Source organism: Bradyrhizobium sp. Leo114 (assembly GCF_055229415.2).
In genome coordinates this window covers 374676-400266 of sequence record NZ_JBUYEN020000001.1, presented here as the reverse complement: position 1 = coordinate 400266, position 25591 = coordinate 374676, and the positions used below count along the sequence as shown (strand labels likewise).

Below are 25591 nucleotides of genomic sequence, written 5' to 3'. Positions count from 1 at the left end.
GCGAGAACCGTCCGTTCCCAATCAGAACTTGTGTGCTCGCAAATGGAAAGTCGAGTGGGTGGCGCACAATTTCATGATTGACTTGTTTCGCGTCCTTCGCCGCGACAGCGATGCCTGCGGATCGGCTGTACGCCTCCCGTCAAGGACCCGCGTGCGTCTCATGTTGAGGAGCATTCCAGGGTGGAAAGGGGTCGTCGAGGCTGCGCCAGTCGTCCGGATCGAACCCATTTTCGCAAGGGGTGAGGCAGGAATCGAGCGAGGCGCGGATCTGTGCCTCGTCCATGCCTGAGCCGATGAAGACGAGTTCCTGGCGGCGATCGCCCCAGTCGTCATCCCAATGGCTATTGATCTGCTCCTGAAATTGCTGATGGCTGGGCCATGCCGGCTTCGGAACGGTTGCCCACCAGAAACCCATCGGCTCGCACCGACGCTGGATCCCGGCGACGGATAGAACACCTACCCAATCCGGACGGGTGGCAAGCCAGAAATGGCCTTTGGCGCGAATAACGCCCGGCCAGGGTTGGTCGAGAAAAGATCGGAAGCTGACGGGATCGAACGGGCGCCTAGCTCGGTACACGAAGCTTGATATTCCATACTCCTCGGTCTCCGGCACGTGCGAGTCAGCGTTGTAGAGCTCCTTGTGCCAGAGCGGATGCGTCGCAGCTTTCGCTTCATTGAAGAGACCGGTGCCGAGCAGTGCCTTGGGAGGAATCTTGCCGAAATCGGCTTCGATCTGGCGCGCATCCGGATTAAGTGCAGCGATGATCTTCCGGAGCGAGGCGCGTGTCGTCTCCGCCACTTCCGAGATCTTGTTGATCACCACGACATCGGAAAACTCGATCTGCTCAACCAGGAGGTCGATAAGCGTGCGCTGGTCGTTTCTGTCGCGCATCTCGCCGCGCTCGCGCAGCAGTTGGCGGCTGCCATAGTCGGCGAGCATGCTCGTCGCATCCACGACCGTAACCATCGTGTCGAGCCGGGCGACATCGGAAAGCGAGACGCCGCTCTCATCGCGAAAACAGAACGTTGCCGCGATCGGAAGCGGTTCGGCGATTCCGGTTCCTTCGATCAGCAGATAATCGAAGCGCCGTTGTTCGGCCAGTCGCCTGACCTCCTGCAGTAGGTCGTCACGGAGCGTGCAGCAGATGCAGCCATTGCTGAGCTCCACGAGGCTCTCCGTCGTGTGCGACAGGTCGGCGCCGCCATTGCGGATCAGACTTGCGTCGATGTTGAGTTGACTCATGTCGTTGACGATGACCGCGACCCGAAGGCCGTCGCGGTTCATCAAGAGGTGATCGAGCAGCGTTGTCTTGCCTGCGCCGAGAAATCCGCTCAGCACGGTCACTGGCAGCAGATCTTTCCCGTTCCTTCCCATGCAACCCTAACCGACCAGTTGGGGCTGGAACACAACATCGGCCCAGTAATTGGCAGAGTTGAACGTACTGGTCGGGAACAGCCCGGTCGTGCTGTTGCCGCCATAGCCATAGACGCCGTTGCCGCCCGCGCTCGCACTCGAGGGCGCCGTCAGCGGCCCGCTGGTGACGGGAGAACTGAAGCCGCCACCGCTCGCCACATAGGCGCCGGTGGTGTGATAGGATGCGATGTAAGTGGTGTTGGCGTTGATCGAGACGGGCGTCGGAAGCTGAACCGTCTGCCAGCCGCTCGCCGTCGTGTTGGTGAAAGTGGCGGTCGCGAGCCTGGTGCCGGTGGCGCTCCAGAGGTCGACGACATCAGGGCCGGTGTCGCTGGCGCTCCGGTAGAATTTGAGCGCGGTGATCTGGCCGGCGACCGAAGAGGTGAACTTCACGCCAAGTTCAACCTGCTGGCCGTCATTGAAACTGCCGGCCGGCGTGCTGGATGCGCTGAACAGGCTGACCGGCGCAGGCGGGGGCGTGGTGGACACCGCGATATTGAAGGTCTCGCTGGTGGCAGCGCCCGCAAGGTCGGTGGCTGTCACCTTGATGCTGGCGGTGCCGACATTGGCTGATGTCGGCGTGCCGCTGAAGGTGCGTGTGGACGCGTTGAAGCTGAGCCAGGTCGGCAGCGCGGTGCCGTCGGCGGACGTTGCCGCATAGGTCAGGGTATCACCGGTATCGACGTCGGTGAAGGTATTGGCAGGCAGCACCAGCGAGAACGACGAGCCGACGGTTGCGTTCTGGTTGGCGGTCTGGGTCGCGAGCACCGGTGCGTCATCAGCGCCGTGAATGGTGATGGTGAGCGTGGTGGTCGAGGTGAGGCCGGCGGTGTCACGCATGGTGTAGTTGAAGGTATCCGTTACCGTGTTCGTTGACAGCCGCAAGGCCTGCACGGCGGAATCATTCTCGTTGATGGTATAGGTGAACGTACCGTTGGCATTCAGCACGAGGCTGCCGTGCGCGCCGGCGAGCGCGGTGCCGAGCGTGCCTGCCGTCGCACCAAAGCTGACCGCGGTGACGGTCTTGGTGTCGCCGGCATCGGGGTCGGTATCATTGGTGAGGACATTGCCGGTGGCGGGCGAGCCGCCCGAACCGTTGGCGATGCCGCCTTTCTCGGTCGCGTCGGCGACGTCGGCAACAGCCGTCGGCGCGGTGTTCGATGGGCCGCCCGAGACGGCGATATTGAAGGTCTCGCTGGTGGCAGCGCCCGCAAGGTCGGTGGCTGTCACCTTGATGCTGGCGGTGCCGACATTGGCTGATGTCGGCGTGCCGCTGAAGGTGCGTGTGGACGCGTTGAAGCTGAGCCAGGTCGGCAGGGCGGTGCCGTCGGCGGAGGTGGCCGCATAGGTCAGGGTATCACCGGTATCGACGTCGGTGAAGGTATTGGCAGGCAGCACCAGCGAGAACGACGAGCCGACGGTTGCGTTCTGGTTGGCGGTCTGGGTCGCGAGCACCGGTGCGTCATCAGCGCCGTGAATGGTGATGGTGAGCGTGGTGGTCGAGGTGAGGCCGGCGGTGTCACGCATGGTGTAGTTGAAGGTATCCGTTACCGTGTTCGTTGACAGCCGCAAGGCCTGCACGGCGGAATCATTCTCGTTGATGGTATAGGTGAACGTACCGTTGGCATTGAGCACGAGGCTGCCGTGCGCGCCGGCGAGCGCGGTGCCGAGCGTGCCCGCTGTCGCACCAAAGCTGACCGCGGTGACGGTCTTGGTGTCGCCGGCATCGGGGTCGGTATCGTTGGTGAGGACGTTGCCGGTGGCGGGCGAGCCGCCCGAACCGTTGGCGACGCCGCCTTTCTCGGTTGCGTCGGCGACGTCGGCAACAGCCGTCGGCGCAGTGTTTGGCCCGCCGCCAGATCCGGACGCGATGAATACGACGTCGGCCCAGTAATTGGAGGCGTTCCAGGTGCTGGTGGGGAAAATGCCGGTGGTGTTGGTGCCGCCATAGGAATAGACGCCGTTGCCGCTGGCAATCGCCGTCAGCGGCCCATTGGTGACGGCGCTTGTGAAGAAGTTGTTGGTCGCAACATAGGAGCCGGTGGTGTGATAGGAAGTGACGTACGTCGTATTGGCGGTGAGGTTGACGGGTGTCGGCAGTGCGACCGTTTGCCATCCGCTGGCCGTGGTATTGGTGAAGGTGACTGTTGCCAGATTGACGCCGGTCGCGCTCCAGAGGTCGAGAACGTCAGGACCGGTATCGGTGGCACTGCGGTAGAATTTGAGCGCGGTGATCTGACCAGCCACGGAGGTGGTAAACATCATGCCGACTTCAAGCGCGGCGCCGTCATGGAAACTGCCGCCGGGTGTGCTCGATGCGCTGAACAGGCTCACCGGCGTTTGCCCTGGTGCCAGCACGGTGAGGCTGACATTGGCGGTAGCCGTGCCGCCGCGCCCGTCCGACACCGTGTAGGTGAAGCTCGCGTTGCCGGTATAGCCGGCGTCCGGCGTGAAGGTGATGGTGTTGTTTTGCGGATTGCTCTGCACGTTGAGCGTCACGGTCCCGTGGCTGGCCCCGCTCACCGCGGTGATGGTCAGGGGATCGCCATTGGGATCGCTGTCATTGCTGATCAGGGACGCAGCGGTAAGCGTAATCGCCGTGTTTTGCGTCACGTTCGGCCCGACGTCGTTTGCCGCCACCGGCGGCAGGTTGGTGTTACCCGAGGAGGGGTTGAACATGACGTCAACCCAGAAATTCGTGGCCTGGAACGTGCTCGTCGGGAACAGGCTGGTGCTGCCGTAGGCAAAGACGCCATTGCCGCTGGCGGGCGCGGTCAGCGGTCCATTGACCACGTCCGAGGTGAAGAAGTTATTCGTGTTGGAATAGTGGCCGGTGTTGGTGTGATAGGAGACGGTATAGATTTGTCCAGGCGTCAACGTGATCGGACTGGAGAAGGTCGCGCTCTGCCAGCCGCTCGCGGTTTCGTTTGTGAAGGTGACGGTTGCAAGCTTGACACCGGTGCTTGACCAGAGTTCGCCGGTGTGGGTGCCTGTGTCCTGGCTGCTCTTGTAGAACCGCACGCCGGTTACGGTGCCTGCGACCGAAGCCTGAAACCTCACCCCGAGTTCGACCGCGCTCGCGTCTGTGGTGTTCACGACCGCAGGGGTTGCTGTCGGTGAGAACAGCGAGACGAAATTCGGCGCCGCAACGGTAACGGTGCGACCGGCCGAAGGCGTTTCAAGATTGATGCTGTCGTCGACCGCGCGCGAGAGGATGGTGTAGGTGCCGCCGATCTGCGGCGACCAGGAATAGGTCCAGTTCTCGTCGCCGGTGGCCGGATGCCAGGTCGCGCCGTTGTCGGTCGAGACTTCGACGCCGGCGATCACGCCGCCCCCGAGATCGGCGGCCGTGCCGGAAATCGTGACGGTGGCTCCTGCAGTAATGGATCCGAGCGGGTTGATCGTGGAGGTCGGCGGGGTGTGGTCCGTCGAGGCGGTGGCAGCGACGAGGCCCGATTGAAGCGTGCCCGGCTGAATGCCCATGTCGGCGAACGTGTTGACCATTGCCTGTTGCGCACGCGGGTCGGTCGGCGTCGCCTGCAGGTCGTGATTGTCGCTCAAGGCCCAGGGCCAAAAGACGGTCCCGGCACCGAAGACCAACGCGCCGCTCGCAGCGCGATAGAGCGTGAGGCTGTGCGTCGAGATGCCAGGGCCGGTCGTGTTGCCGTAATCGAGCAGATAGGTGCTCACCGGAACGGTCGTCGAGGAGAGCCGCACCAGGCCCGCGGGATCAAACCCATTGTCGACCGCGTCGTCCCACTCGTAGCCGAGATAATTCTGGACCAGCGATGCGGTCTGACCAGGCTGCAGATTTGCAATACTGGTGTTGCGCCAGAAGCGCAAATTGGCGTCGTCGTACGGGATATCGATCGACTCGAGCTTGGTGCCGACGTCATCGACGTCGAAGAGCTGTCCGGTGAGCGAGTTCTCCGGATTGCCGCCGCCGATCGCCGGCGGGCTGAAACGCGGGTCGCGGAAAGTGCCGGTCCATTGGTTGGTGGGATCGATCAGGCCGTTCGCCCATGTCTCCTTGTAGGAAATCAGCGTGCGATAAGCGGTCGCGTCGCTGCTGATGCTATTGCCCCAGCGGGTGCGCCAATAAACTTCGTTGCCGCTCCAGAACTCCAGGTTGACGCCGGCATCGCGCGCGGCCTCGACATTGGTACGCTGCTGACCTGACCAGTACTCGTCGTGGCCGGCATCGACATAGGCTTTATGGTTGAGCAGCAGGCTGCCGTAACGGTCGACGTCAACTCCCGCCATGTAGGAGACGTCGTATCCGTTCTGCTCCAGCCAGTAGATCCCCGCATATTCGGCGCCGAACAGATAGTCCTGGGGCCCGGCATACAACCCCACGCCGCCCCGTGTGTCGATGGGACGATTATAGCTTACCGCATAGGCTCGGCCGGCGCCTTGGCCCGTCGCGGGCCCGTTGCCGCCGTAGAAATTGGCTCCGCCCCATCCATTGTAGGCCTGCCAGGTCTCGTCAGAGGTTTGGAATACGACGTCGCTGTGGCTGCTGTCGTCCCGCACGATGAAGGGGATTTGGTTCTCGCCAGACGTTCCATCCAGCCGCGTGAGCTTTGCAATGTAGACGCCTGACACGGCGTCCGCCGGGACGTCCCAACTCGCCGAAACGGACCAGTTGCCCGCATCGACCAGTCCCGTCGTGTTGTCCCGCAACGGCGCCGGCTGATTCTGCAAGCCGGTACGATCTATCGTCCCGACCTTTCGGGCGCCCATGCCTCCGTAATATCCGAGGCGGTAGATATCGATCCTGTAGTGCGTCGAATTGGTATTGATCTTGAAGCTGACCGTCGAACCGTGATTGACGCTGATGTCCGTGGCGAAGCCCTCGATGTTCGAGTCGCCCGCACCGTCGATGCCCCACTCGCTCTCGGGATTTCCCTGTTTCTGGTTTTCGAGGACGATCGGGTTGGTTGATGTCGCCGCAGCCGTTGCGGTTGTTGTCGCGGCAGCGGTGGTCGTAGTAGCCGCAGTGGTCGCCGGCACTGCGGCTGCTCGGAGGCCGGGTGATGCCGCCGGCGCAGCTTGTGGCTTGGCGGTTGTGACCGACCCGGCCAGAATCCCGATTTGGACAGCTGTGGTGCCCGTGCCGGTCTCTCCGCCGCCAGGCAATTGCGTGTTCCAGTTCGCTACCGGTGCCACATCCTGTGTTGACAAGGCCGCGCTTGTGGAACTGCCGATAAGCCCGGCCTTGTTGGTCGGCACGAAATCAGCTCCGGACCCACCGCTATGCACCGACTGGCCGTTCAACTGTGTCTGCGCCCCATTGGTGTTGCCCTGGCTCATCGCCTGGGTTGGGCAATTGATGTAGCCGCACGAACCGCAGCAAAGCGGTGCACTGGCCGGGGTGGCCACCGCGGAGGTCGTGGGGAGCATGGATCCGGTGATAGCTGCAGCAACGGCGGGCGAAGGGGTGCCGCCGAGGATCACGACGGGATTTGACGTTGCGGCTTCAGTCGTCGCGGAGACAGGGGTGGGGGCTGCCGCCGACGCCAGTCCGGCTTTCGCCGCTTCAAAGGACAGCGGCGCTATGAGCGCATTGGTGTTCCCCGATGTTTCCCGTGACCGCAGTGCTGCCAAGGACAAGAACGAGTTTTCGTCTCCTGCAATGGAGGCTTCGGTTTCCGCCTTCTTCCCGCGCGGGAGAACGCGTTGCCAATTCTGCAATCCGAGAGCCGCACGGCTCCAACCAGAAGCTTCCTGAAAATCCTTCGTCATAATTGGGTCCTCGCGAGAGAGGGGGGATAAGCCTGAAAAAACCGATCGAGGGGGCAGCCGTCGGGACCGGAAAGGTCTCGGAGCGGCGGCTGCAATGTCAGGGGGGCGAGCGCCATCGCGGTACTGGGCGGCCGTGCCGATGGGGATCGTGGGACCGCAACACGGCGCGTGGCGGTTCGAGAGCTCATGCTTCTCGACGCAGCAGCCGACCGTGACGGCAAGCTCATCCTTGCAATGGATGCCGCGACCATGGCACCTTCCCGCTAGCCCCAACGCGATGGGTCGGCTACAAATTAAATGAGGTATTTAATATTATTTTACCTCTTAGTCGAGCAATAAATTTTGCTGCTAAAAATCAGAATTAAACCAACGGGCATAATGAGGTACCATCAACCTGAACGCGTGCGCAAAGTACACAAATACGTTATCTGCTCCTATTTTTCAGTCTGAATTCAATTCAAGAAGGTCTCGCATCATCAAGAATGCGTGGGTGGGGTTCGATCCAAATTAAATGCATAATAATAAATTGGACGTCAAAAAATAAATAATATAATGATCCGGACTTGGGCTTTGAGCCTTCGGGGATGCGCTACGCGAACGCGCGGCTTCCCAGCCAAGTTCTGCTTATTGAATTTTGCTGATCCGATTTCAGAAGAGATTTAGGACCGGGAGCCACTGATGGACCGTCATGCCGAGTTCAAGCTAGTTTGCGACAATTGCAACTCACTGAGCATTCGGATCGACCTTGCGGAGGGGGCTCCGTCCTCGACCCCGATCCGATGCGGTCACTGCGATGCGCCCCGGGGCACGTTGGGTAACCTTCGACGCCTTGCCAGCAAGCGTGATTCGCTCAAGTTCGACCTGGACGAGGCGTTCTTTCCTGCGACACGTAGCCCTGACGCGCTTGAAGGCGGTGACCTGCGATAGCGGCCGGAGGCGCGTTCCCTCATCGCTGCCGCTTGTAGGGCTTTCCCGCCGACCATCATAGGGCGTTCGGCTCTCCCGCGTAGAGTTGGCTGAGCGTTCCCCCATCGCAACACTCGGGCGGCGAATTCAGCGCTTTCATGCGGTGTGCATGCAGCCGGCGACGAACAGTCCACTGTTCTCGGAATGGTCGCACCGCCGGATAGACTGGCAGGAGCGCACTGCAGCATCGGGCCATACTTTTATCCGGGAGCGAGAGTCGACCATTGCAAGCCAGCCACACAGAGATTTCGCTCGCATATGCGGGAAGTGTTTAGTTCGATTTGAGAAAAGAGGTAAGGGCGCTTCGCGTCGCACCTGATTTAAGTTGCTTCGTTTTGTGGCTCGATTTAAACTATTTAAATGAACGCGAGTCAGTCTTTCGTCCGGCCGTCGAATTTTTGACCGGCGAGCTGCCAGACATACGATGAATTTTCATGTGTAAAATTGTCGCAGGCGAGATGAACCATCATCGATGATCGCCGACTAACGAAAGTGACTATTGCCGACCACCGGTCATTTGTTTGGGTGAGGGGGTCAATAATGAGAAATATTTACAAGTCGAGTGATTGCGTCCTTTGGGATTCCCTTAACGCGATCAAGCAAGCGCAAGTTCAGCTTCATCTTTTAAATGGCGAGGGAGCCAACCCAACCGTCATTGCCTCCCGAATTCAACTCTGCGACGTTCTTCTGGGTGAGATTTCGGGCATCCGTACCAGTCTCGCCAGGCACCTCGAGTACACGCGCGGCGCGGCGCCTGTTCAGTTGCACAGCTAACATATCTCGGCGAACGACGCGCTCAGGAGCGGTGAGCGTTGTCGTCCGTCGCCTTGTCGCTGTCCTCGATCCTGAACTCCTCCAGCTTGCGCCCGGACTGCAGCGCGGCGACGAGCCATCGGGGTTGTTTGCCGCGACCGGACCAGGTTTCGGTTGGCTCCATCGGGTTGCAGTATTTCGGCGGCACCCGTGGATATCTGCGGCGCGGCCGTTCGGCGCCCGGCTCGGAACCTGCACTATCCTGCATCGGCTCGGGCGGATTGAGTTGAGCCAAGCGTTTCTCCAGTTCGAGCTTCTCGGCCGTGATTCTCTCCGACAAAATCTTCGTAATCTCTTCGTGGAGAAGCCAAAGCTCGTCGAAAGTCATCGTCTCTAAATCGGATTTGCGCATCGTGCTCTCGCGACCAATTTGAGCCTGAGCGGGGGCAATTTCTCTACAAAACACACTCTCTGCTCAGGCGATAAAAAGCGCTGAGCGCCGACGTGAATGGAAGACATTATATGTGACATAAATATTATATCCAATGATTTATTTAATGCTTGATAATTCGTTTTTTATTGGCAAGCTATGGCGGAATTTCAGGCGATCTGCGGAGTTTAAATAGATAAATAATTGTGCGCGGAAATGTGGTTTAAGTTGGTATTGTAAGGGTTTGAGAAATGGACCGTATTGAGCTTCCCCTCTGCCATCTTCATGAGACCGTCAGTCGCTTTGTCGTCCCTTCCGCTGCCCTGCGGGATATTCGCGCCTTGCAGGCCCAGATCGAGCTTCGACGTCTCGCCCTGAGGGATATCGAGGTAATTCGCTGCCGGTTGCGGCCGCTCATGCGCCGGAGAAGCAAGCGGGTTATCCCGAGCCTGCGGAAGAGGCATGGGAGGCGATTACGTCAGGCGCCGGCGTTCCGCGCCAGGGGTCTGCGCGAGTCCTGCGCCGTGTAGCCCCTCAAACTCGGTAACATATCTTATTGCGGGTTACCTTCGGCTGTTGCAGCTTCTGGAATAGGCTGTGGGTACATAAATGTATGCATGGCTGGTTTATCCAGAACTTGCATTGGAACTTTTTGGTATTCCCCTTGATTAATAATGAACGAGGCAATATGACAGCCGATTATTAAGGCGGAACCGCGGGACGACCATGTCGGCGAAAGAAATCGAACTCAAGTCCATGTCTTTAGATGATCTCTGGTCACTTCATGAAGAGATCAGCGGGATATTGTCGGCCCGGATCGAAGCGGAAAAGCGCGAACTTGAGAAGCGGCTGGCGGTTCTTAGCCGGGGTGTGGGTGGCGCGCGCGAGTCGGATGATGCGCGAACGCTCCAGGGCGGGAAGCCGCGGCGGAAGTATCCGAGAGTGCTGCCGAAATACCGTAATCCGAAGACCTCCGAGACTTGGTCGGGCCGTGGCAAGCTGCCTCGGTGGCTTGTCGCCGCGATGAAATCAGGAAAGAAAATCGAAGAGTTTCGGATCAGCGAGAGCGGTTCGAAGGGCCGGCAGCGCGCCTGATCCTCGACGAAGTCCGGGATCGCAAATCCTCCTACCTGGTCGCCGAACGACAGCCTGGAGGAGGCATGCCATCCGGGTTTAGCCGTTTTGCGTCCGTTCATTTGTGCTCCCATTGCCGAAAGCGGCGTCGATCCGATCCTTGGAGCGTTTCCGGGCGACGTGGATACCTGTTTGGCGTGAAGGAAACGCGCCAACAGCGTCGGTTCTGATGCAATCAGGACCGAATACGGTCAAAAGGCGTTGCGCGCGCGCAATACTTCCATTGGGGTCCGGAGCAGAATTGCGAGATCCAGTCGTAGACTCCAGTTGTCGATGTACCACAGGTCGAATTCGACCCGTTGCTCGATCAGGGTCCTTGTGGGCGTCGGGCCGCGGCAACCATGGATCTGAGCCCAGCCGGTGAGCCCGGGCTTGACCCGCCGGCGGAACGCGTAGTGTTGGACCGCCTCGTCGAATTGACTGTCGTGCGCCATCGCATGCGGTCGCGGTCCGATCAGGGACATGCTCCCTTCCAGGACATTTAGGAGCTGCGGCAGCTCGTCTATGCTGGTCCTGCGCAGCCATTTGCCAAGCCGGGTCACGCGGCTGTCGGCGGGCCCGGCTTGGGTGATCGAGGGTCCATTCTCCAGCACACGCATGGTCCGAAACTTGTAGATCGCAAAGCTCCGGCCGTTGAAGCCGCAGCGTTGCTGCCTGAAAAGGACGGGGCCCGGCGAGTCAAGCTTGATGATGATGGCAACGAGCGCCAGCAGCGGCGCCAACATGATCAGGCAAATTCCAGCGCCGATCAGATCAATGCTTCGCTTGGCAGCGCATTCAATCGGGGTGAGAGGCCCGCGCTGCACCTCGACGCCTATGGTGCTGCCGAGATCCCGGGTCGGTCGCGCGAACATCTCCGATGCAGCCCCGACCGGAACGAAGACGACCGGAAACGGCAAGACTCTCAGCTCGGCCACGAGCTCGCGCAACTCGCACCATCGGTTCGGATCCGCTTCCACAATGATCTGTTCGATGTCGAAGCCGCGTGCATGCCGGACGACAAGGCCGCTAAGCCGCCTGCGGTAGCTTGGACTAGCGCCGGGCCGAGGCAGGCTGAAATGTCCAGCCAAGCGAAATCCCAATGCCGTGAGCGCCTCCGCCAGCCCCGTGTCCTGCGATCGCGCCTGGTCCGTGATCAACACCACATTGCCGCCGGAAAATTTCCGGTCGTTGAGGCCCTTCGAGAGCAGGGCTCTCATGACGACCCGATGTCCGATCAGCATCGCCAGGCCGACGACGGCAAATGCGACGCCGGCGCCGCGGGAGAGTTCGGCGCCGATGTTGAAGACGCCGACCGCTGCGCTGAGCAGAACGAACACGAACATCCAGGAGAGGCAAACGGCGTGGACTTGACGGCGAAACGCGAGCAGCTCAGGTGGTCTGTACATGCCTCGCATCTTCAGCAGGGAAACGCAGAGCGCCGAGACGACGATTGCGGAGCCTACGGCCTTGCTGACATCTGCTGCGGCCGAGCCGGAATACAGCCGGTAAAGCAGTGTGGAAAGAATGCCGGCGATCAGGATGATCGCGACGTCGCTGCAGGTCGCGAACAACTCAATGGAGCGATAGCGGATCGGCCATTTTCGTTCTGACTTCAGCGGTGGACTGAAGCTACGAGCGGCAAACTCGCCGTCGACGTCCGCTGCAATGTTGCGGCTTATGAAATTCATGGCTTGCTGAAATGATCAGGGTGGCCCGTCTTAACCACTATTTAATGTATAATAACATATTAAATTGGGCAAGAATTAATTACGGATTAAATGAATTTAAATGGATGGTCCTTCCCCAGGGTGCGCCCCGTTCGCGCGTCGCCGCAGCGGCTCCTGTATCTATCGCACGTCTGCATCCGGATGCATCGGACGACAAGCGATGAGGCTTCTCGCGGTGCCCTAGACTAGGAGACGGCGCGGCGCATGGAGGCTCGCGTGGCGCGTCAAGCTCGCCGATTCTAATCGTACAGAACTAGAATCTAATGGCAGATGCTGCGCGCGATCAGTTGCCTGCGGGCGCTTCCTCGCTCCGCATCGCTGGCCCGGAGCCTCCTGATCAATGGACGCATGATCTCATCCCGGAGATCATGCCGTGCCGGTAGCGTCGCTGGGCATAAGCCCGCCGAATCACCGAGTGATCGCTGGTGTAACTGTGACCGATGGTGAAGTAATTGGCGTCGGTGTCGTGATGACCGTGGTTGATCCGCCCGAGGTGGCGGCCTTGAGCGCATAGCCGTTGGTCGCGTAGATGATCGGGTCGTTTGCCGTGGCCATGATCGTTCGCAGGAAGTTCAGGAACTTGGTGGTCTCGACCGCAGCGGCGTTGGAGGTGTAGATGACGTCCTTGTTCCGCAGTTCAAAGGTCTGAGCGAGGAATAATCCGGAAGGATCGCGCAGATTGATCAAATAAATTATTGGAATGATCGGGCCTTTAAAGGGCCTGCAATCGACGCCCATTTCCTTGGCCACTTCTCGCGTCTCGCCCCGATACAGGAACACCGACGACGGATCAGCCAAAGCATCGTTCATGCCGCCCTGCTTGCCTATCGCTTCGGCTAGCGAGATACGCCACGCATCGAACTTGAATTGCCCCTGGAGACCGGACGCGCCGAACGCGACAAAGGTCTGCGGTTGGCTGTAGAGATAGATGACGTCGTTCGGCAACACGTAGATGTTGTTGGAAGGCTCGTACATCAATGCGCCGAACGGGACGCTAGCCCGGTGTCCCTTGCGCTCGAGCGAGACCCACATGTCATAGCCTTGCGTCGCAGGTCCGCCGGCGCGCGCGATGGTGTCGATGATGCGCTCGGCGGACGGACTCGCACGAAAGCGGCCGGCGTTGCGCACGTCGCCAAGCACGCTGACCAAGGACGTGTTCTGCTCGGCCAGAGCCACGACGACCTGCGGCTCGAGGGCCCGGCCCTTGAGCTTGTCCGTGACCTCGTCACGGATCTCCGATGGGGTGCGGCCCAGCGCCCGGATCGTGCCCGCGTACGGAACGGCAATATATCCCCTCTCGTCCACCGCCTGGTTTGGAACCGTAACGAAGTTGCCGGCGCGGACGCCGGCGTCCGATGTAAACAGGCCGCCGGCTGCGGATTCGAATATCGTGATGCTGACCGTGTCGCCCACGCCGAAGCGGAACGCCTTCGCCGGCGCCTTGTCGGCAAAGGCCGAGGACAGCCTTGGCGTATAGCGGCCGAGGACTTCAACAACCTCGGGCGTCAGCTTGACCAGGGCGTAGGGGAGGACGGCAGGCTCAAGTCCTTCCGACGCCGATCGGACATCCGTCGCTAATGGGCCGGATCCAGGCGTGATAATGCACCCGGCACAAGATAGCGCCAGGAGGCCAGCAACGATCCTCCCACATGTTTGCAGCGCAATAATGGTGATTATCCCCAAGTCGTCCCAGTAAGGGTAAGGTACATTAATACGCGATTCAGGCCAGCGAATCATCGCATTAACCTGAAACGCAACCGGAGCTTGTTGCCGATATGCAACATGGGGGCGAGGGGGCGGGGCGCGCCCGAGCCTGGCAGGTATTGAACCGCTTCAGTTGGAGACGGTCAGCCCATAACGGATATAATGATCGTCGCGATAGTAGTCGCTGCGGTGCGTGTCGTAGCGAGACATGGCCTTGATGTCGGTCTTGTTGAGAACCGCTCCGATGAGGCACTCGTGGATATTGGGGGCGGTGTGCAGCGCATGCTTGACGACGTCGACCTTCGTCTGTCCCCATTCCACCACCAGGACGAAGCAGTCGATGAAGCTTGTCGTCGAACGCACATCGACCAGGGGGGTCAGGGGCGGAAGATCGACGATGACGTAGTCATACGTCGATCTTAGCTGATCGAACAGCTTGCGCATCGAATCCGCTGCCAGCATCTCGCTGGTGTGAAGCACCGGTGTCCGGCTGATGGCGGGCAGGAATGCCAGATTGGTTTTCGGATCGCGCCAGATCGTCTCCTCGATCTGCTTTCCCTGGGTAATGACGTCTACGATGCCTGTAGTGGCGTTCGCGGCGAGACTGGCGGACAGCGACGGGTTTCGGAGGTCGCAATCGACGACGATGACGCTCTTGCCGCTATGGGCGATGAGCTGGGCGAGCGAGGCTGCGATCGTCGTCTTGCCCTCGTTGGGCAGGGCCGAGGTGATGCCGATTACCTGATTGGAGGCTTTGCCGGGATTGAGGTCTATGGCGAGTTTGATGGCACGGATCGACTCGGCGTACCGAGATAATGGCTTGCCGATGACCGTCCTGTGAAATGTCGAACCGGTGGAAATCTTTCGCTGCCGCATGTCATGATCGGAGTTCCATGACGCTGCCTTTGCTGTCGACGACCGCTTTTCGGCCCGCAACGCCGGTACCAGCGACAGGCACGGCAGTCCCAACGTGGTTTCGATCTGAGAGGACGTACGGAAGACGCGATCCATCATTTCCCTGAACAGGCCGAGCCCCAAGCCCAACCCAAGCCCGCCGAATAGACCCATCATCATGATGATTGGTCCCTTCGGTTTGCTCTTGCTCTGCGGCGGCACCGCCGGATACATCACCCGCGCTTCCGCGAGAGGAAAGCCTTCTTGCTGCGCAGAGCCCACATAGCGCTGCAGGAAGGTATCGTGCAGGCTGCGCAAGCTTTTCGCCTTGCTTTCCAATTCGCGTATTGTGATCTCGGCCAGGTTTGTCGTGCGCGACTGCTCCACAGCCTCGGCCATTCGCTTCTCAATCTCCTGCTGCCGCTGCTTGGCGACCTCTAATTCGCTCCGGCTCGTCTCCGCATACCGCTTGACCTCGTCGAGGATCGACCCGCGAAGCTCGCGCATCCGGTTTCGTAAATTTACGACCGCGGCATGGTCGCGGCCAAAACGCGGCGCCCACTCGGCGACACGCCGCTCGAGCTCCAGATATTGTTGGCGAAGATTGATGATGATGGGGCTGTTAAGTGCATCCGCGCCCGCTGCATCCAAATTGCCGATTGATGGTGCGTTCGCCGGATTGGCTTCCAGGATCGCCTCGTAGCGGTTCAGCTTGGCCAACGCCTCGGACGTTTGCGCGCGCGCGGCGACCAATCGGCTGTTGAGCTCCGAGACCTGCTGCTCGTCGATCGGCCTTCCCCCGGAGGAAATGACGTTGTTCTTGGACTTGTAGGCACTGACCGCGCGTTCAGCAACGAGGGCCTGCTCTCCGAGCTCCTGTAGCCTCTGCTGCATCCATTCCCTTGCCCGCCGATTTGTCTCCTGCCTCGCGTTCTCCTGGTCGGCAAGATAGACGCTCGCGATCGCGTTGGCGATCTCGGCGGCTCGTACTGGGTCGCTCGAACTGTAGCCGATCTCGATCAGATCGCTGAAGCTGATCCGGTTTACTGAGACGCGGCTCTGAAATGCACTGATCAGGCCATCCTGCGGCTCGTTCGGCGGCGGCGGTTGCAGATCCTGCGGCGGAGACGATCCAAACACAGCACGAACTCGCTGAAACACGGAGGGTAATGACCGTGGCGATGGCTTGAAATCAGGGTCGTCGGCGAGCTTGAACTGAGTGATGATCTGGACTGCCATCCCTCTCGATTTGAGGACCTCGACCTGAGTTTCGAACAGACTGCGATCGAAGGCCGGCTCAGCCAAGATCGATTGTTGCCGGATAAATTGCGCCTTGGCGTTATTCTCGAGCATGACCTGGACGAAGGCGGTATAGGTCGGCGGTGTGATCCGCAGATAGATCAGGCACGCGGCCATGCCGAGTATGGTTGCAAGAATGATCACGACGTACTGACGTCGCAGGAATGCAAGGGCGGTATTGATGAGTTCGCCGATTCCGCCGCTCTCGGCCACATCGTTGTAGGCGGGTGCGCGAAGCCTGTCGGGTTGCCGCATATTGCTCTGGAGCATTCGGTGTTCGCCTCCGCCACCTGGTGAATCCCGCCGCGCCGCCGCCCGCGTAAATTGGCATGGCCCGCCGAATGCCGGGCGCCGTGCCGCCCTGCACTTAATAAATATACCGGAAAATGTGGTTTGTTCAAATTAAATGTAAGATAGTTAATTTTCGGATGCTGAATGGTCTGCTCGCGAGTATTTAATGTGTGAGGCGGTTGAATGACCCCCGCAAGCATGTCCGCAAAATCGCGGGGGAACGGGAGGTTCGTCCGTGGCCGCTATGGGCGAACTGACGCTTGCTTCCTAGCCAAATCTTCATTCAGTCGGAAAACAGTCTTGTTCGTGAATGGGTTGAGTGGAAGCCGCGTAGCGGTTCCCCGAATCTGGATTCAGCGATAGGTAACGTCCGAGATAATATATATGTCGTGTGATTGCGACATAATCGATTGACATTTAATTTGCTGCGTTCTTTATTTATTTTCCAGAATATCCGGTTGGTCATTTCGGGTGCTGGAGATGCGGAGACGGGAACCATGGGGTTTGTTTGATGACTCCGATGCCCAGCTTTCGGCTTTCCGCCATTTCCGTGGGGCCGGACGGATATCGAAGCAGCAACAGCCCGGGCCTCGATCGGCCGCTCCAGGTCCGTGACTATCGTCAGCGTCGATCCCCCAGCTGCAGGTCGACGCGGGGCTGAAGTTGGCAGCATTGGAGGCTTTTGATGCACGACGAGCTCTATACTGACGGGGTGGAAGAGATCACGATTGGCGGGTCGATCGTCCGTGTCGATCTGGTCAGCCTTTCGCCGACCGAACGCGACGCCAACAATGCGCCGAAGAAGGTGTTCCGGCAAAGGCTGATCTTTTCCGTGGAGTCGTTCGCGAACTCGGTCGAGGTGATGCAGAACGCGCTGCAGGGACTGGTCGACGCTGGCGCGGTGCGGCGCAACCCGCCGAAAGGACAGGCCGGCCAGGCCCCGACCACTTCGACGGATCGCGAACCGCCCAACAGCCCACGGTCCCCCAATGCATCAAGCAATTTCCGTTGAAGCCGACCTCACGGGCGCGGAAGCGTCGCCCGTGAACGCCGACGAGACCTTGCGCCCGGCCTTGCGGACAGAACTTGAATGTCTCGCAAAGATCGCCGCCTATCATGGCGTCGATCTGCCGGTAGAGCGACTCAAGCACAGCTACGCCATCGACGGGGTTCCTGTCTCGGCAACGCGACTGCTGCGGATGGCGAAGGAAGCGGGCATGCGCGCAACGCGCACGCAGCTTGACTGGGGTGCGCTGTTTCGGTTGGGAGAGGCTTATCCGGCTCTGCTCCGACTTGCGAACGGCAACTGGATCGTCGTTCTCGCGGCAGGGCAGGGAGCCGATGGTGCGGAAGCGGTTAGCGTGTTCGATCCGCTCGCCGAGCGCCGGGACGAGCCTCTGATCGTCGACAGGGATACGTTCTGCGCCCGATGGAGCGGCGACGCCATCCTGATCAAGCGCGAACGGCTCGCGTCGGACCATCGGCCGGCGTTCGGGCTGCGCTGGTTCATCCCCGAACTGGCCCGTCAGTGGCGCCTGTTTGTCGACGTCGCGATCGCCGCCATCATGCTCTATGCACTGGGGCTCGCGACACCGATCTTCTTCCAGCTCGTCATCGACAAGGTCCTTGTGCACGAGAGCTTCACCACGCTCTATGTGCTGGCAGCCGGTGCGACTGCCGCGCTGGCGTTCGACGCGATATTCGGCTTTCTGCGGCGCTATCTTTTGCTCTATGCGACCAACAAGGTCGATATCCGGGTAGCAACCAAGACCTTTGGTCACCTCCTTGGCCTGCCCGTGACGTTCTTTGAGCACATTTCGGCCGGCGTGCTGGTAAAGCACATGCAGCAGGCGGCGCGAATTCGCGAGTTCCTGACCGGTCGCTTGTTCCTGACCACGCTCGACGCGCTGTCGCTATTCGTCTTCATCCCGGTGCTGGCGTTCTACAGCATCAAATTGACATGCATGGTGCTGGCCTTCACCGCCGCGAGCGGCCTGGTCGTCGCGCTGCTGATGGGACCATTCCGGCGCCGTCTCTATAGTCTGTACCAGGCGGAAGGCGCGCGGCAGGCTCTGCTGGTCGAGACTGTGCACGGCATGCGCACGGTGAAGTCGCTGGCGATGGAGCCGCTGCAGAGCAGGGTCTGGGACGATCGCTGCGCACAGTCGGTGACGATGCGGTTCGGCGTCGAGAAGATTTCTGCTGCCGCCCAGTCAACCACCGGATTTCTTGAGAAGATGATGACGCTCGGCATCATCTCGTTTGGGGCGCTCGACGTCTTCAGCGGCGAGATGACTATCGGTGCGCTGGTCGCCTTCAATATGCTGGCAGGGCGCGTGTCGGGACCACTGGTTCAGTTGGTGACCATGGTTCATGAATATCAGGAAGTCGCGCTGGCGGTGAAGATGCTGGGCGAGGTGATGAACCAGAAGCCCGAACGCGATGGTAATCGCGAGGGGCTGCGGCCCGACTTCGCGGGCAGGATCGAGTTCGAGAATGTCTCGTTCCGCTACGGCTCGGAAGGCGCGCCGGCGCTGGACGACGTCTCGTTCTCAATCGCCCCGGGATCGATATTCGGGATTGTCGGCCGAAGCGGCTCCGGCAAGACGACGCTAACGCGGCTTATTTCCGGGATGTATCCGGTGCAGCAGGGTCTGCTGCGCGTTGACGGATACGACTCGAGGGAGCTCGATCTCGCTCACCTGCGCCAAAATCTCGGATTGGTCTTGCAGGATAATTTCCTATTTCGCGGCACGGTTCGCGACAATATCGCCTGCGTGAAGCGCGACGCGACCTTTGCAGAGGTCGTCCGCGCAGCTCAACTCGCAGGGGCCGATGAATTCATCGAACGACTCCCGCGCGGCTTCGACACCATGCTGGAGGAGGATGCCTCGAACCTGTCGGGCGGACAGAAGCAGCGCCTCGCGATCGCGAGGGCGCTGATCGTCAATCCGCGCATCCTGATCCTGGACGAGGCAACGAGCGCGCTCGATTCCGAAAGCGAGATGATCATCCGGCGCAACCTGCGCCGTATCGCCGAGGGGCGTACCGTCATCATCGTCTCGCACCGGCTGTCGATGCTCGCAGACGCGAACCAGATCCTCGTGATCGACCGCGGCCGGATCGTCGACGTCGATCATCACGACCGATTGCTGTCGAAGTGCATGATTTACCGACATCTCTGGAACCAGCAGACGAAGCAGATCGCATGACCAAGCCTGAAAAATCCGGCACCGATGCAAACGCGCCGGTGCGGACGACCGAACGGCGGCGGCGCGGGCTATTCCGGCCCACCAGGCGCCGGCCGCAGATAGTGACGGAATTCCAATCCGACGCGATCGAGGTCGAGCACCGGGCGCCGCCGCGGATCGCCCGCGTGACGCTCTATTGCGTCCTGGCTCTGATACTCACCGCGATCGGCTGGGCCGCGGGGTCGCAGGTCGACATGATCGTGACGGCCCAGGGCAAGCTGGTCACCACGCGCCCCAATATCGTCGTCCAGCCGCTCGAGACCTCCGTCATCCGCGAGATACATGTCAAACCCGGCGACCGGGTCAATCGCGGCGACCTGCTGGCGACGCTCGATCCGACATTCTCGCAGGCGGATCTCGACCAGTTGAGCAGCAAGGTCGGTGTATTCAATGCCGCGATTGACCGTCTCAAGGCTGAGTTGAATGGTGAGGAGTATGTCATCGGCGAATCCGCCAACGCCGACCAGGTCCTGCAGCGCAAGATGTTCCTGCAGCGCAAGGCGGCCTACGATGCGCAGGTGGAGAACTACCAGGCGCAGATCGCGTCCGCGCGCGCCAATCTGAAGACCGCGCAAAACGAAGAGACCGTGCTGCTTCAGCGGCTCGAAACGATGAAGTCGATCGAGGTCATGCGCGCGACGCTGATGGACAAGGAGGTCGGCTCGAAGCTGAACTTGCTGCTGTCGCGCGATGCTCGCCTCGACGTGGAAAGCAATCTGGCCCGCGTCCGGGGCAATATCGCCGATTATACGCATCGCCTCGACAAAGCCGAGGCGGACCAGAAGGTCTACGCCGAGGATTTTCGCAAGACGGCTTATCAGGACCTCGTGGAGACGCTGGCGAAGCGGGATAGCGCGGCGGAGGATCTCAAGAAGGCGGAGCTTCGCCGGCAGTTGATCGTGCTGAAGGCGCCGGCCGATGCAATCGTGCTCGATATTGCCAACCGAACTGTCGGTTCGGTCGCGCGTGAGGCCGAGCCGATGTTCGTACTTGTTCCCCGCGATGTGCCGCTGCGGGCCGAGGTCAATGTCGAGGGCAAGGACGTCGGCCAGGTTTCGGTCGGCCAGCCTGTCCGTATCAAGCTCGATGCCTTTCCGTTCCAGAAATACGGGACAGCCAAAGGCGAGGTCGCCGTCATCAGCCAGGACTCGTTCCCGCCGGATCCGAAAGCCGAAGGTGCGCACCGTCCGACCGCTCCCTATTACCGCGTATTGGTCGACTTGTCCGATACGCACCTTCGGCTGCCGGCGGAGCGCGCTCAATTCATCCCCGGCATGGCGGTGACCGCCGAGATGAAAGTCGGGCGGCGCACCGTGATGTCCTATTTCCTCTATCCACTACTTCGCGGGTTGGACGAAAGTATCCGCGAATACTAGCTGCAGACACACATTGCATATCGGTCATTTCATGAAGTTGGAATCCAATGCCAGTCGCCTGCTGGTGATGCCTATGACCGCGAACGAGCGGTCACGGACGTCGAGCCTGGTGGACTACGCGCCGAGAGGTTTACAGCGGTGCTGGCTGCGGGAGCACGGTCACTGATCTCATATCCAAGAAATTGAGGACATTTTCATGCAAGACATCCGCGTTGGTATGGGCGTCGTTGGATACGGCTATTGGGGGCCGAATCTCGTACGCAACTTCGTCAGCAACCCGTCCGCTCGCCTCGTTGGGATCGCCGATCTCGACCCGGGGAAGCTTGCGGCGAGCACACGCCTCTACCCGGGCGTAGCCACCACTGACCGCTACGAGGACTTGCTCAGGGATCCGAGCATCGATGCGATCGCGATCGCCACACCGGTGCGAACGCATTACGAGTTGGCGCTTGCAGCTCTGAAGGCGGGCAAGCACGTGCTGGTGGAGAAGCCACTAGCGCCAAGCGCGGATCTTGTCCGCCGCCTTATCGACGAGGCCGATCGGCGAAGGCTAACGCTGATGGTCGACCACACCTTCCTCTATACGCCGGCGGTTCAGAAAATCCGCGAACTGGTGCTTAAGGAAGAACTCGGCGAGATCTATTATTACGACAGCACGCGCTCGAGCCTTGGCCTGTTCCAGAGCGATGTGAACGTCATATGGGACCTTGCGGTCCATGATGTCTCGATCATTCAGTATATCTTGAACGAGGACCCCGTGGCTGTCTCGGCGACGGGATCTTGCCATGTGGCCGGCACGCCGGAGAACATGGCGCATATCACGCTGTTCTTCGATAGCAAGTGCGTGGCTCATGTCAGCGTCAACTGGCTCTCCCCCATCAAGGTCCGTCAGACCTTCGTAGGCGGGAGCAAGAAGATGATCGTCTATGACGATCTTGAGCCTACCGAAAAGATCAAGGTCTATGACAAGGGCATCACCCTCGACGAGCCGTCCGAAGACGCCCATCAATTCCGGATTGGCTATCGCGCCGGCGACATGTGGGCGCCTCACATCTCCGCGAAGGAGGCGCTGCAGACCGAGGTCGAGCACTTTATCGATTGCGTGCGTACGGGATCGCCGCCGATCTCCGGCGGCATGTCGGGCCTGCGCGTGATCGAAATTCTCGAGGCGGCATCACGCTCGATTGCCGACCAGGGCCGTCCTGTTCTGCTGCCTGGGAGGCGAACCTCTGTAACGCCGGTCAGAGCGACGGCCTGATAGATGAAGGGCCTCGATCAGCCTGGTCCGTCAGGCACCGCGCCGGGTTCGCGACGCTCCGTGCAACGTTCGATCTTCTTTTCAGCGATCGAACGCTACGGCAATCTTGTTGTGTTCCTGGTCACGACTGCCGTGCTGGCACGTCTGCTGACGCCAGCGGAGTTCGGGATTTATGCGGTCGTCAATGCTGTGACGGCAGTCGTTGTCGCGTCCTTCCAGGAGTTCGGAGGTGCCAATTACCTGATTCAGAAGCGCGAGTTGTCGCGCGCCAGCGTGCAGACTGCTTTCACGGTCACGTTTGGAATTTCGGCACTCACCGGGCTGGTGCTGCTCGCACTGTCGGGCGTTCTGTCCCAGCTATTCGAGCAGGAAAGTTTGCAGAAAGGGATCGCGGTCTCGGCGCTGAGCTTCCTGCTTGCACCATTCTCTGGAACGATTACCGGCCTGTTTCGCCGTGACATGGCGTTTGGAAAGCTCGCCATCTGCAATCTTGTATCCGGCGTCGTGGCGGCCGCGGTATCCATCGCACTTGCAATGTTGAGCTTTGGTTTTATGGCGCCCGTCTGGGGCGGCGTAGCCGGCAACGTGGTCTTGACTATCATGTTGCTGAGGCAGCATCGCGATTTCGGCGTGTTTCGGCCGTCGGTTGGGGATTTTCGTGACGTCGTCAGGTTCGGCCTGTATTCGAGCGGCATAAGCATCATAAACGTGTTGTATAATCTATCGCCTCAGCTGTTTCTGGCGAAGATTCTCGACTTCACCTCTGTCGGCTTGTACAGCCGTGCCACGAGCATAACTCAGGTTTTCGACAGGCTCGTCGTGCAGGTCTTGAACCCCATCATCATGCCCGCTCTTGTCTCGAGGAGCAGAGATGCGGCGGGTCTGAGGAGTGCCTATCTTGATGCGGTTGAGCTGCTTTCGGTTGTGCAGTGGCCCTTTCTGCTCTTCATCGCGATCATGGCGCATCCGATCATTCTGATCCTTCTCGGTCAGAACTGGCTGGAAATCGTGCCTCTGGTTCGCTTTCTCTGCGTCGCGAATTTGGCGCTGTTCGGCGCCTGTTTGAGCTATCCGACATTGGTGGCTACAGGCAGCGTGCGCGACGCGCTCACGTCGTCCTTGATCTCCCTACCGCCCTCGCTTCTCGTGATTCTGTGCGCGGCTTTCTTTGGGGCCGAGGCCGTGGCAGCTTCAGCATTGTTGACCTTGCCGTTCCAGGCTGCTGTGGCTTTGTATTTCATCTGTCGACGGCTTGCCCTTGAGCCAAAACACCTTTCTCGTGCTTTGCTGAAGAGCGCCGTTGTGACGGCCATGTCCGCTTCAGGTATGATGGTCTGCGCGGCGCTCATCGAAGCGAGGATCGTACCATCCTTCGTTGGCCTGATCGTTGCGTGCGGTGTCGCCGCCCTCTGTTGGGGGCTCGGGCTGATGCTCACCGGACACCCGCTGCTGCATCACCTTTATCGAGCGGCAGGTGGGGTAGTTGTGATTGCGCCGTGGCTTAGGCTGCGGCGTCTATGAGAGTGTTGCAAGGTTGTTGAGAGCTTGGAGATAGCAGATGCCTATCGCAAAGGACGTTCAACTCGGTCGCGACGTCCGAATATTCCATCCGGATCTCGTTAATCTCTATGGCTGTTCGGTCGGGGACGACACAAGGATAGGAACTTTCGTGGAAATCCAGATCGGCGCGACAATCGGGGCGCGCTGCAAGATATCTTCACACAGCTTCATCTGTGAAGGCGTGACCATCGAGGACGAGGTTTTCATCGGGCATGGCGTGATGTTCACCAACGACAAATACCCGAGAGCAACCACTGCGGACGGCAAGCTGCAGGGACCTGCGGACTGGAAGGTCGAACGAACCCACATCGGCCGCGGGGCATCCATTGGCTCCAACGCCACTATTCTCTGCGGTGTCACGGTCGGCGCTGGGGCCATCGTGGGCGCCGGCTCGGTGGTGACAAGGGACGTTCCACCGCGGGCGATTGTTGCTGGCGTACCCGCGCAGGTTCGTGAACCGCGCCACGTCGCGGCAGAAGCCGCAGACCGTTAATCAAGGATTGGATTCAACCCAAATTTCTTCGCGCGGCTATTTTCATCGCACGATTTATATGATTTAATTTTATCTGGAATAATAATTTAATATATTATTGGGTCCGGGTGGCCCGGAGAGGATAACCACTTGATACCTTTTCTGGATCTGAAGGCTCAGTATCGCCAAATCAAGCCACAGATTGATGCCGCGGTTGCGCGGGTCATCGACAGCACTCAATTTGTTCTGGGGCCGGACGTCGCCGCCTTTGAGGATCGCTTTGCAGCTTACTGCAACGTTGATCACTGCCGCGCGGTCAATAGTGGAACCTCGGCGCTGCATCTTGCGCTGCTCGCAGCCGACATTGGGCCGGGCGATGAGGTGATCACCGTGTCGATGACGTTCGTCGCCACGACCGCGGCGATCCTGTACTGCGGCGCCAAGCCGGTCTTCGTCGACGTCGACCCGGTCTCCTGGACAATGGACCCGGCCTTGATAGAAGCCGCGATCACGCCGCGAACGAAGGCGATACTGCCTGTGCATTTGCACGGACTAATGGCGGACATGGATCCGATCATGCAGATCGCTCGCCGCCACGGGCTCGTCGTCATCGAGGACGCGGCGCAGGCGCATGGTGCGGAATACAAGGGCCGGCGCGCGGGATCCGTCGGCGATCTCGGCTGCTTCAGCTTCTATCCCGGCAAGAATCTGGGAGCATACGGGGAGGGCGGAGCGGTGGTTACCAACAGCCCTGACCTCGCGCGACGAATTTCGCTGCTCCGTGATTGGGGGCAGGAATCCAAATACAATCACGTTGTCGCTGGCTACAATTTCCGCATGGACGGCATTCAGGGCGCCGTGCTGTCCGTCAAAATGGACCATCTCGAATCCTGGACCGAGGGGCGGCGAGCAGTTGCTGGGCAGTACGATTCCCTGCTCGAGAAGCTTCCGTTTGAAGGGCCCCGAGCGCCGACCTACAGCCGGCATGTCTACCACGTCTACGCGTTAAGGCTTCCCCAGCGTGACGAGGCGCTGAAGGCGCTTCAGGAGGGCGGAATTGGTGTGGGCATTCACTATCCCGTTCCGGTTCACCTGCAGAAGGCCTACGCGAATCTTGGCTGTCGCGCGGGCGACTATCCTGTCACCGAACTGCTGGCGAACGAATTCCTCTCGTTACCGATCTATCCGGAACTGCGGCCGGACCAGGTGGCAGAAGTCGTGTCTCGGCTGCAGAAGGCGGTACTTGTCGAGGCTGCCTAAGGCATCCCGGTCAAAGCAGCATGTCATGCACGTCTGCTTGCCGAGATCCAACAACAGGAGAGCGTCTTGGCTGAT

General features: G+C 60.1%; 15 protein-coding genes. 8 read left to right on the top strand and 7 right to left on the bottom strand.

Annotated features, from left to right (window positions below; all coding sequences use genetic code 11):
- Positions 1-139 precede the first annotated feature (139 nt).
- From ACZIRK_RS01740 to ACZIRK_RS01725, 4 genes are all read right to left on the bottom strand, one after another.
- Entirely contained in the window at positions 140-1375 is a 1236-nt protein-coding gene (locus tag ACZIRK_RS01740; protein WP_463326841.1) for a GTP-binding protein, read from the bottom strand.
- Between the two features lie 6 nt (positions 1376-1381).
- A complete protein-coding gene (locus ACZIRK_RS01735) occupies positions 1382-7027 on the bottom strand; it encodes a DUF4082 domain-containing protein (protein ID WP_463326840.1) in 5646 nt (1881 codons plus the stop codon).
- Between the two features lie 1894 nt (positions 7028-8921).
- The gene (locus ACZIRK_RS01730) at positions 8922-9290 is read right to left on the bottom strand and encodes an H-NS histone family protein (protein WP_130225334.1); all 369 of its coding nucleotides are present in this window, start codon (positions 9288-9290) and stop codon (positions 8922-8924) included.
- 206 nt (positions 9291-9496) lie between these two features.
- Complete coding sequence (locus ACZIRK_RS01725) at positions 9497-9772, bottom strand: hypothetical protein (RefSeq protein ID WP_130225333.1); 276 nt, start codon at positions 9770-9772, stop codon at positions 9497-9499.
- 262 nt (positions 9773-10034) lie between these two features.
- On the opposite strand from ACZIRK_RS01725, the gene ACZIRK_RS01720 reads away from it, so the two are divergent.
- A complete protein-coding gene (locus ACZIRK_RS01720; RefSeq protein WP_028169206.1) occupies positions 10035-10403 on the top strand; it encodes an H-NS histone family protein in 369 nt (122 codons plus the stop codon).
- Between the two features lie 230 nt (positions 10404-10633).
- Here the strand turns inward: ACZIRK_RS01720 and ACZIRK_RS01715 are convergent, their stop codons facing one another.
- From ACZIRK_RS01715 to ACZIRK_RS01705, 3 genes are all read right to left on the bottom strand, one after another.
- A complete protein-coding gene (locus ACZIRK_RS01715; protein ID WP_463326839.1) occupies positions 10634-12112 on the bottom strand; it encodes an undecaprenyl-phosphate glucose phosphotransferase in 1479 nt (492 codons plus the stop codon).
- A 447-nt stretch (positions 12113-12559) separates the two neighbouring features.
- The gene (locus ACZIRK_RS01710) at positions 12560-13888 is read right to left on the bottom strand and encodes a polysaccharide biosynthesis/export family protein (RefSeq protein WP_463326838.1); all 1329 of its coding nucleotides are present in this window, start codon (positions 13886-13888) and stop codon (positions 12560-12562) included.
- A 96-nt stretch (positions 13889-13984) separates the two neighbouring features.
- A complete protein-coding gene (locus ACZIRK_RS01705; protein WP_474417437.1) occupies positions 13985-16261 on the bottom strand; it encodes a polysaccharide biosynthesis tyrosine autokinase in 2277 nt (758 codons plus the stop codon).
- 763 nt (positions 16262-17024) lie between these two features.
- On the opposite strand from ACZIRK_RS01705, the gene ACZIRK_RS01700 reads away from it, so the two are divergent.
- The 7 genes from ACZIRK_RS01700 to ACZIRK_RS01670 all read left to right on the top strand — a co-directional run bounded on the left by ACZIRK_RS01700 (position 17025) and on the right by ACZIRK_RS01670 (position 25516).
- Positions 17025-17351 (top strand): hypothetical protein, encoded by a 327-nt coding sequence (locus ACZIRK_RS01700; protein WP_028166733.1) that lies wholly within the window; start codon positions 17025-17027, stop codon positions 17349-17351.
- Positions 17352-17400: 49 nt separating this feature from the next.
- Positions 17401-19551, top strand: a complete 2151-nt coding sequence (locus ACZIRK_RS01695; protein ID WP_463326919.1) for a peptidase domain-containing ABC transporter — start codon at positions 17401-17403, stop codon at positions 19549-19551.
- 98 nt (positions 19552-19649) lie between these two features.
- Positions 19650-20966, top strand: a complete 1317-nt coding sequence (locus ACZIRK_RS01690) for an HlyD family type I secretion periplasmic adaptor subunit (protein ID WP_463326918.1) — start codon at positions 19650-19652, stop codon at positions 20964-20966.
- A 196-nt stretch (positions 20967-21162) separates the two neighbouring features.
- Positions 21163-22224, top strand: a complete 1062-nt coding sequence (locus ACZIRK_RS01685) for a Gfo/Idh/MocA family protein (protein ID WP_463326836.1) — start codon at positions 21163-21165, stop codon at positions 22222-22224.
- A 3-nt stretch (positions 22225-22227) separates the two neighbouring features.
- A complete protein-coding gene (locus ACZIRK_RS01680) occupies positions 22228-23745 on the top strand; it encodes an oligosaccharide flippase family protein (protein ID WP_463326835.1) in 1518 nt (505 codons plus the stop codon).
- A 37-nt stretch (positions 23746-23782) separates the two neighbouring features.
- A complete protein-coding gene (locus tag ACZIRK_RS01675) occupies positions 23783-24277 on the top strand; it encodes an acyltransferase (RefSeq protein WP_463326834.1) in 495 nt (164 codons plus the stop codon).
- A 129-nt stretch (positions 24278-24406) separates the two neighbouring features.
- Positions 24407-25516 (top strand): DegT/DnrJ/EryC1/StrS family aminotransferase, encoded by a 1110-nt coding sequence (locus ACZIRK_RS01670; RefSeq protein ID WP_463326833.1) that lies wholly within the window; start codon positions 24407-24409, stop codon positions 25514-25516.
- Positions 25517-25591 lie beyond the last annotated feature (75 nt).

Excerpts from the sequence above, each read along its gene's own strand:
- ACZIRK_RS01740 (WP_463326841.1), bottom strand. The coding sequence starts at position 1,375 with ATGGGAAGGAACGGGAAAGATCTGCTGCCAGTGACCGTGCTGAGCGGA.
- ACZIRK_RS01730 (WP_130225334.1), bottom strand. The coding sequence starts at position 9,290 with ATGCGCAAATCCGATTTAGAGACGATGACTTTCGACGAGCTTTGGCTT.
- ACZIRK_RS01725 (WP_130225333.1), bottom strand. The coding sequence starts at position 9,772 with ATGCCTCTTCCGCAGGCTCGGGATAACCCGCTTGCTTCTCCGGCGCAT.
- ACZIRK_RS01720 (WP_028169206.1), top strand. The coding sequence starts at position 10,035 with ATGTCGGCGAAAGAAATCGAACTCAAGTCCATGTCTTTAGATGATCTC.
- ACZIRK_RS01715 (WP_463326839.1), bottom strand. The coding sequence starts at position 12,112 with ATGAATTTCATAAGCCGCAACATTGCAGCGGACGTCGACGGCGAGTTT.
- ACZIRK_RS01710 (WP_463326838.1), bottom strand. The coding sequence starts at position 13,888 with ATGATTCGCTGGCCTGAATCGCGTATTAATGTACCTTACCCTTACTGG.
- ACZIRK_RS01700 (WP_028166733.1), top strand. The coding sequence starts at position 17,025 with ATGCACGACGAGCTCTATACTGACGGGGTGGAAGAGATCACGATTGGC.
- ACZIRK_RS01685 (WP_463326836.1), top strand. The coding sequence starts at position 21,163 with ATGCAAGACATCCGCGTTGGTATGGGCGTCGTTGGATACGGCTATTGG.
- ACZIRK_RS01680 (WP_463326835.1), top strand. The coding sequence starts at position 22,228 with ATGAAGGGCCTCGATCAGCCTGGTCCGTCAGGCACCGCGCCGGGTTCG.
- ACZIRK_RS01675 (WP_463326834.1), top strand. The coding sequence starts at position 23,783 with ATGCCTATCGCAAAGGACGTTCAACTCGGTCGCGACGTCCGAATATTC.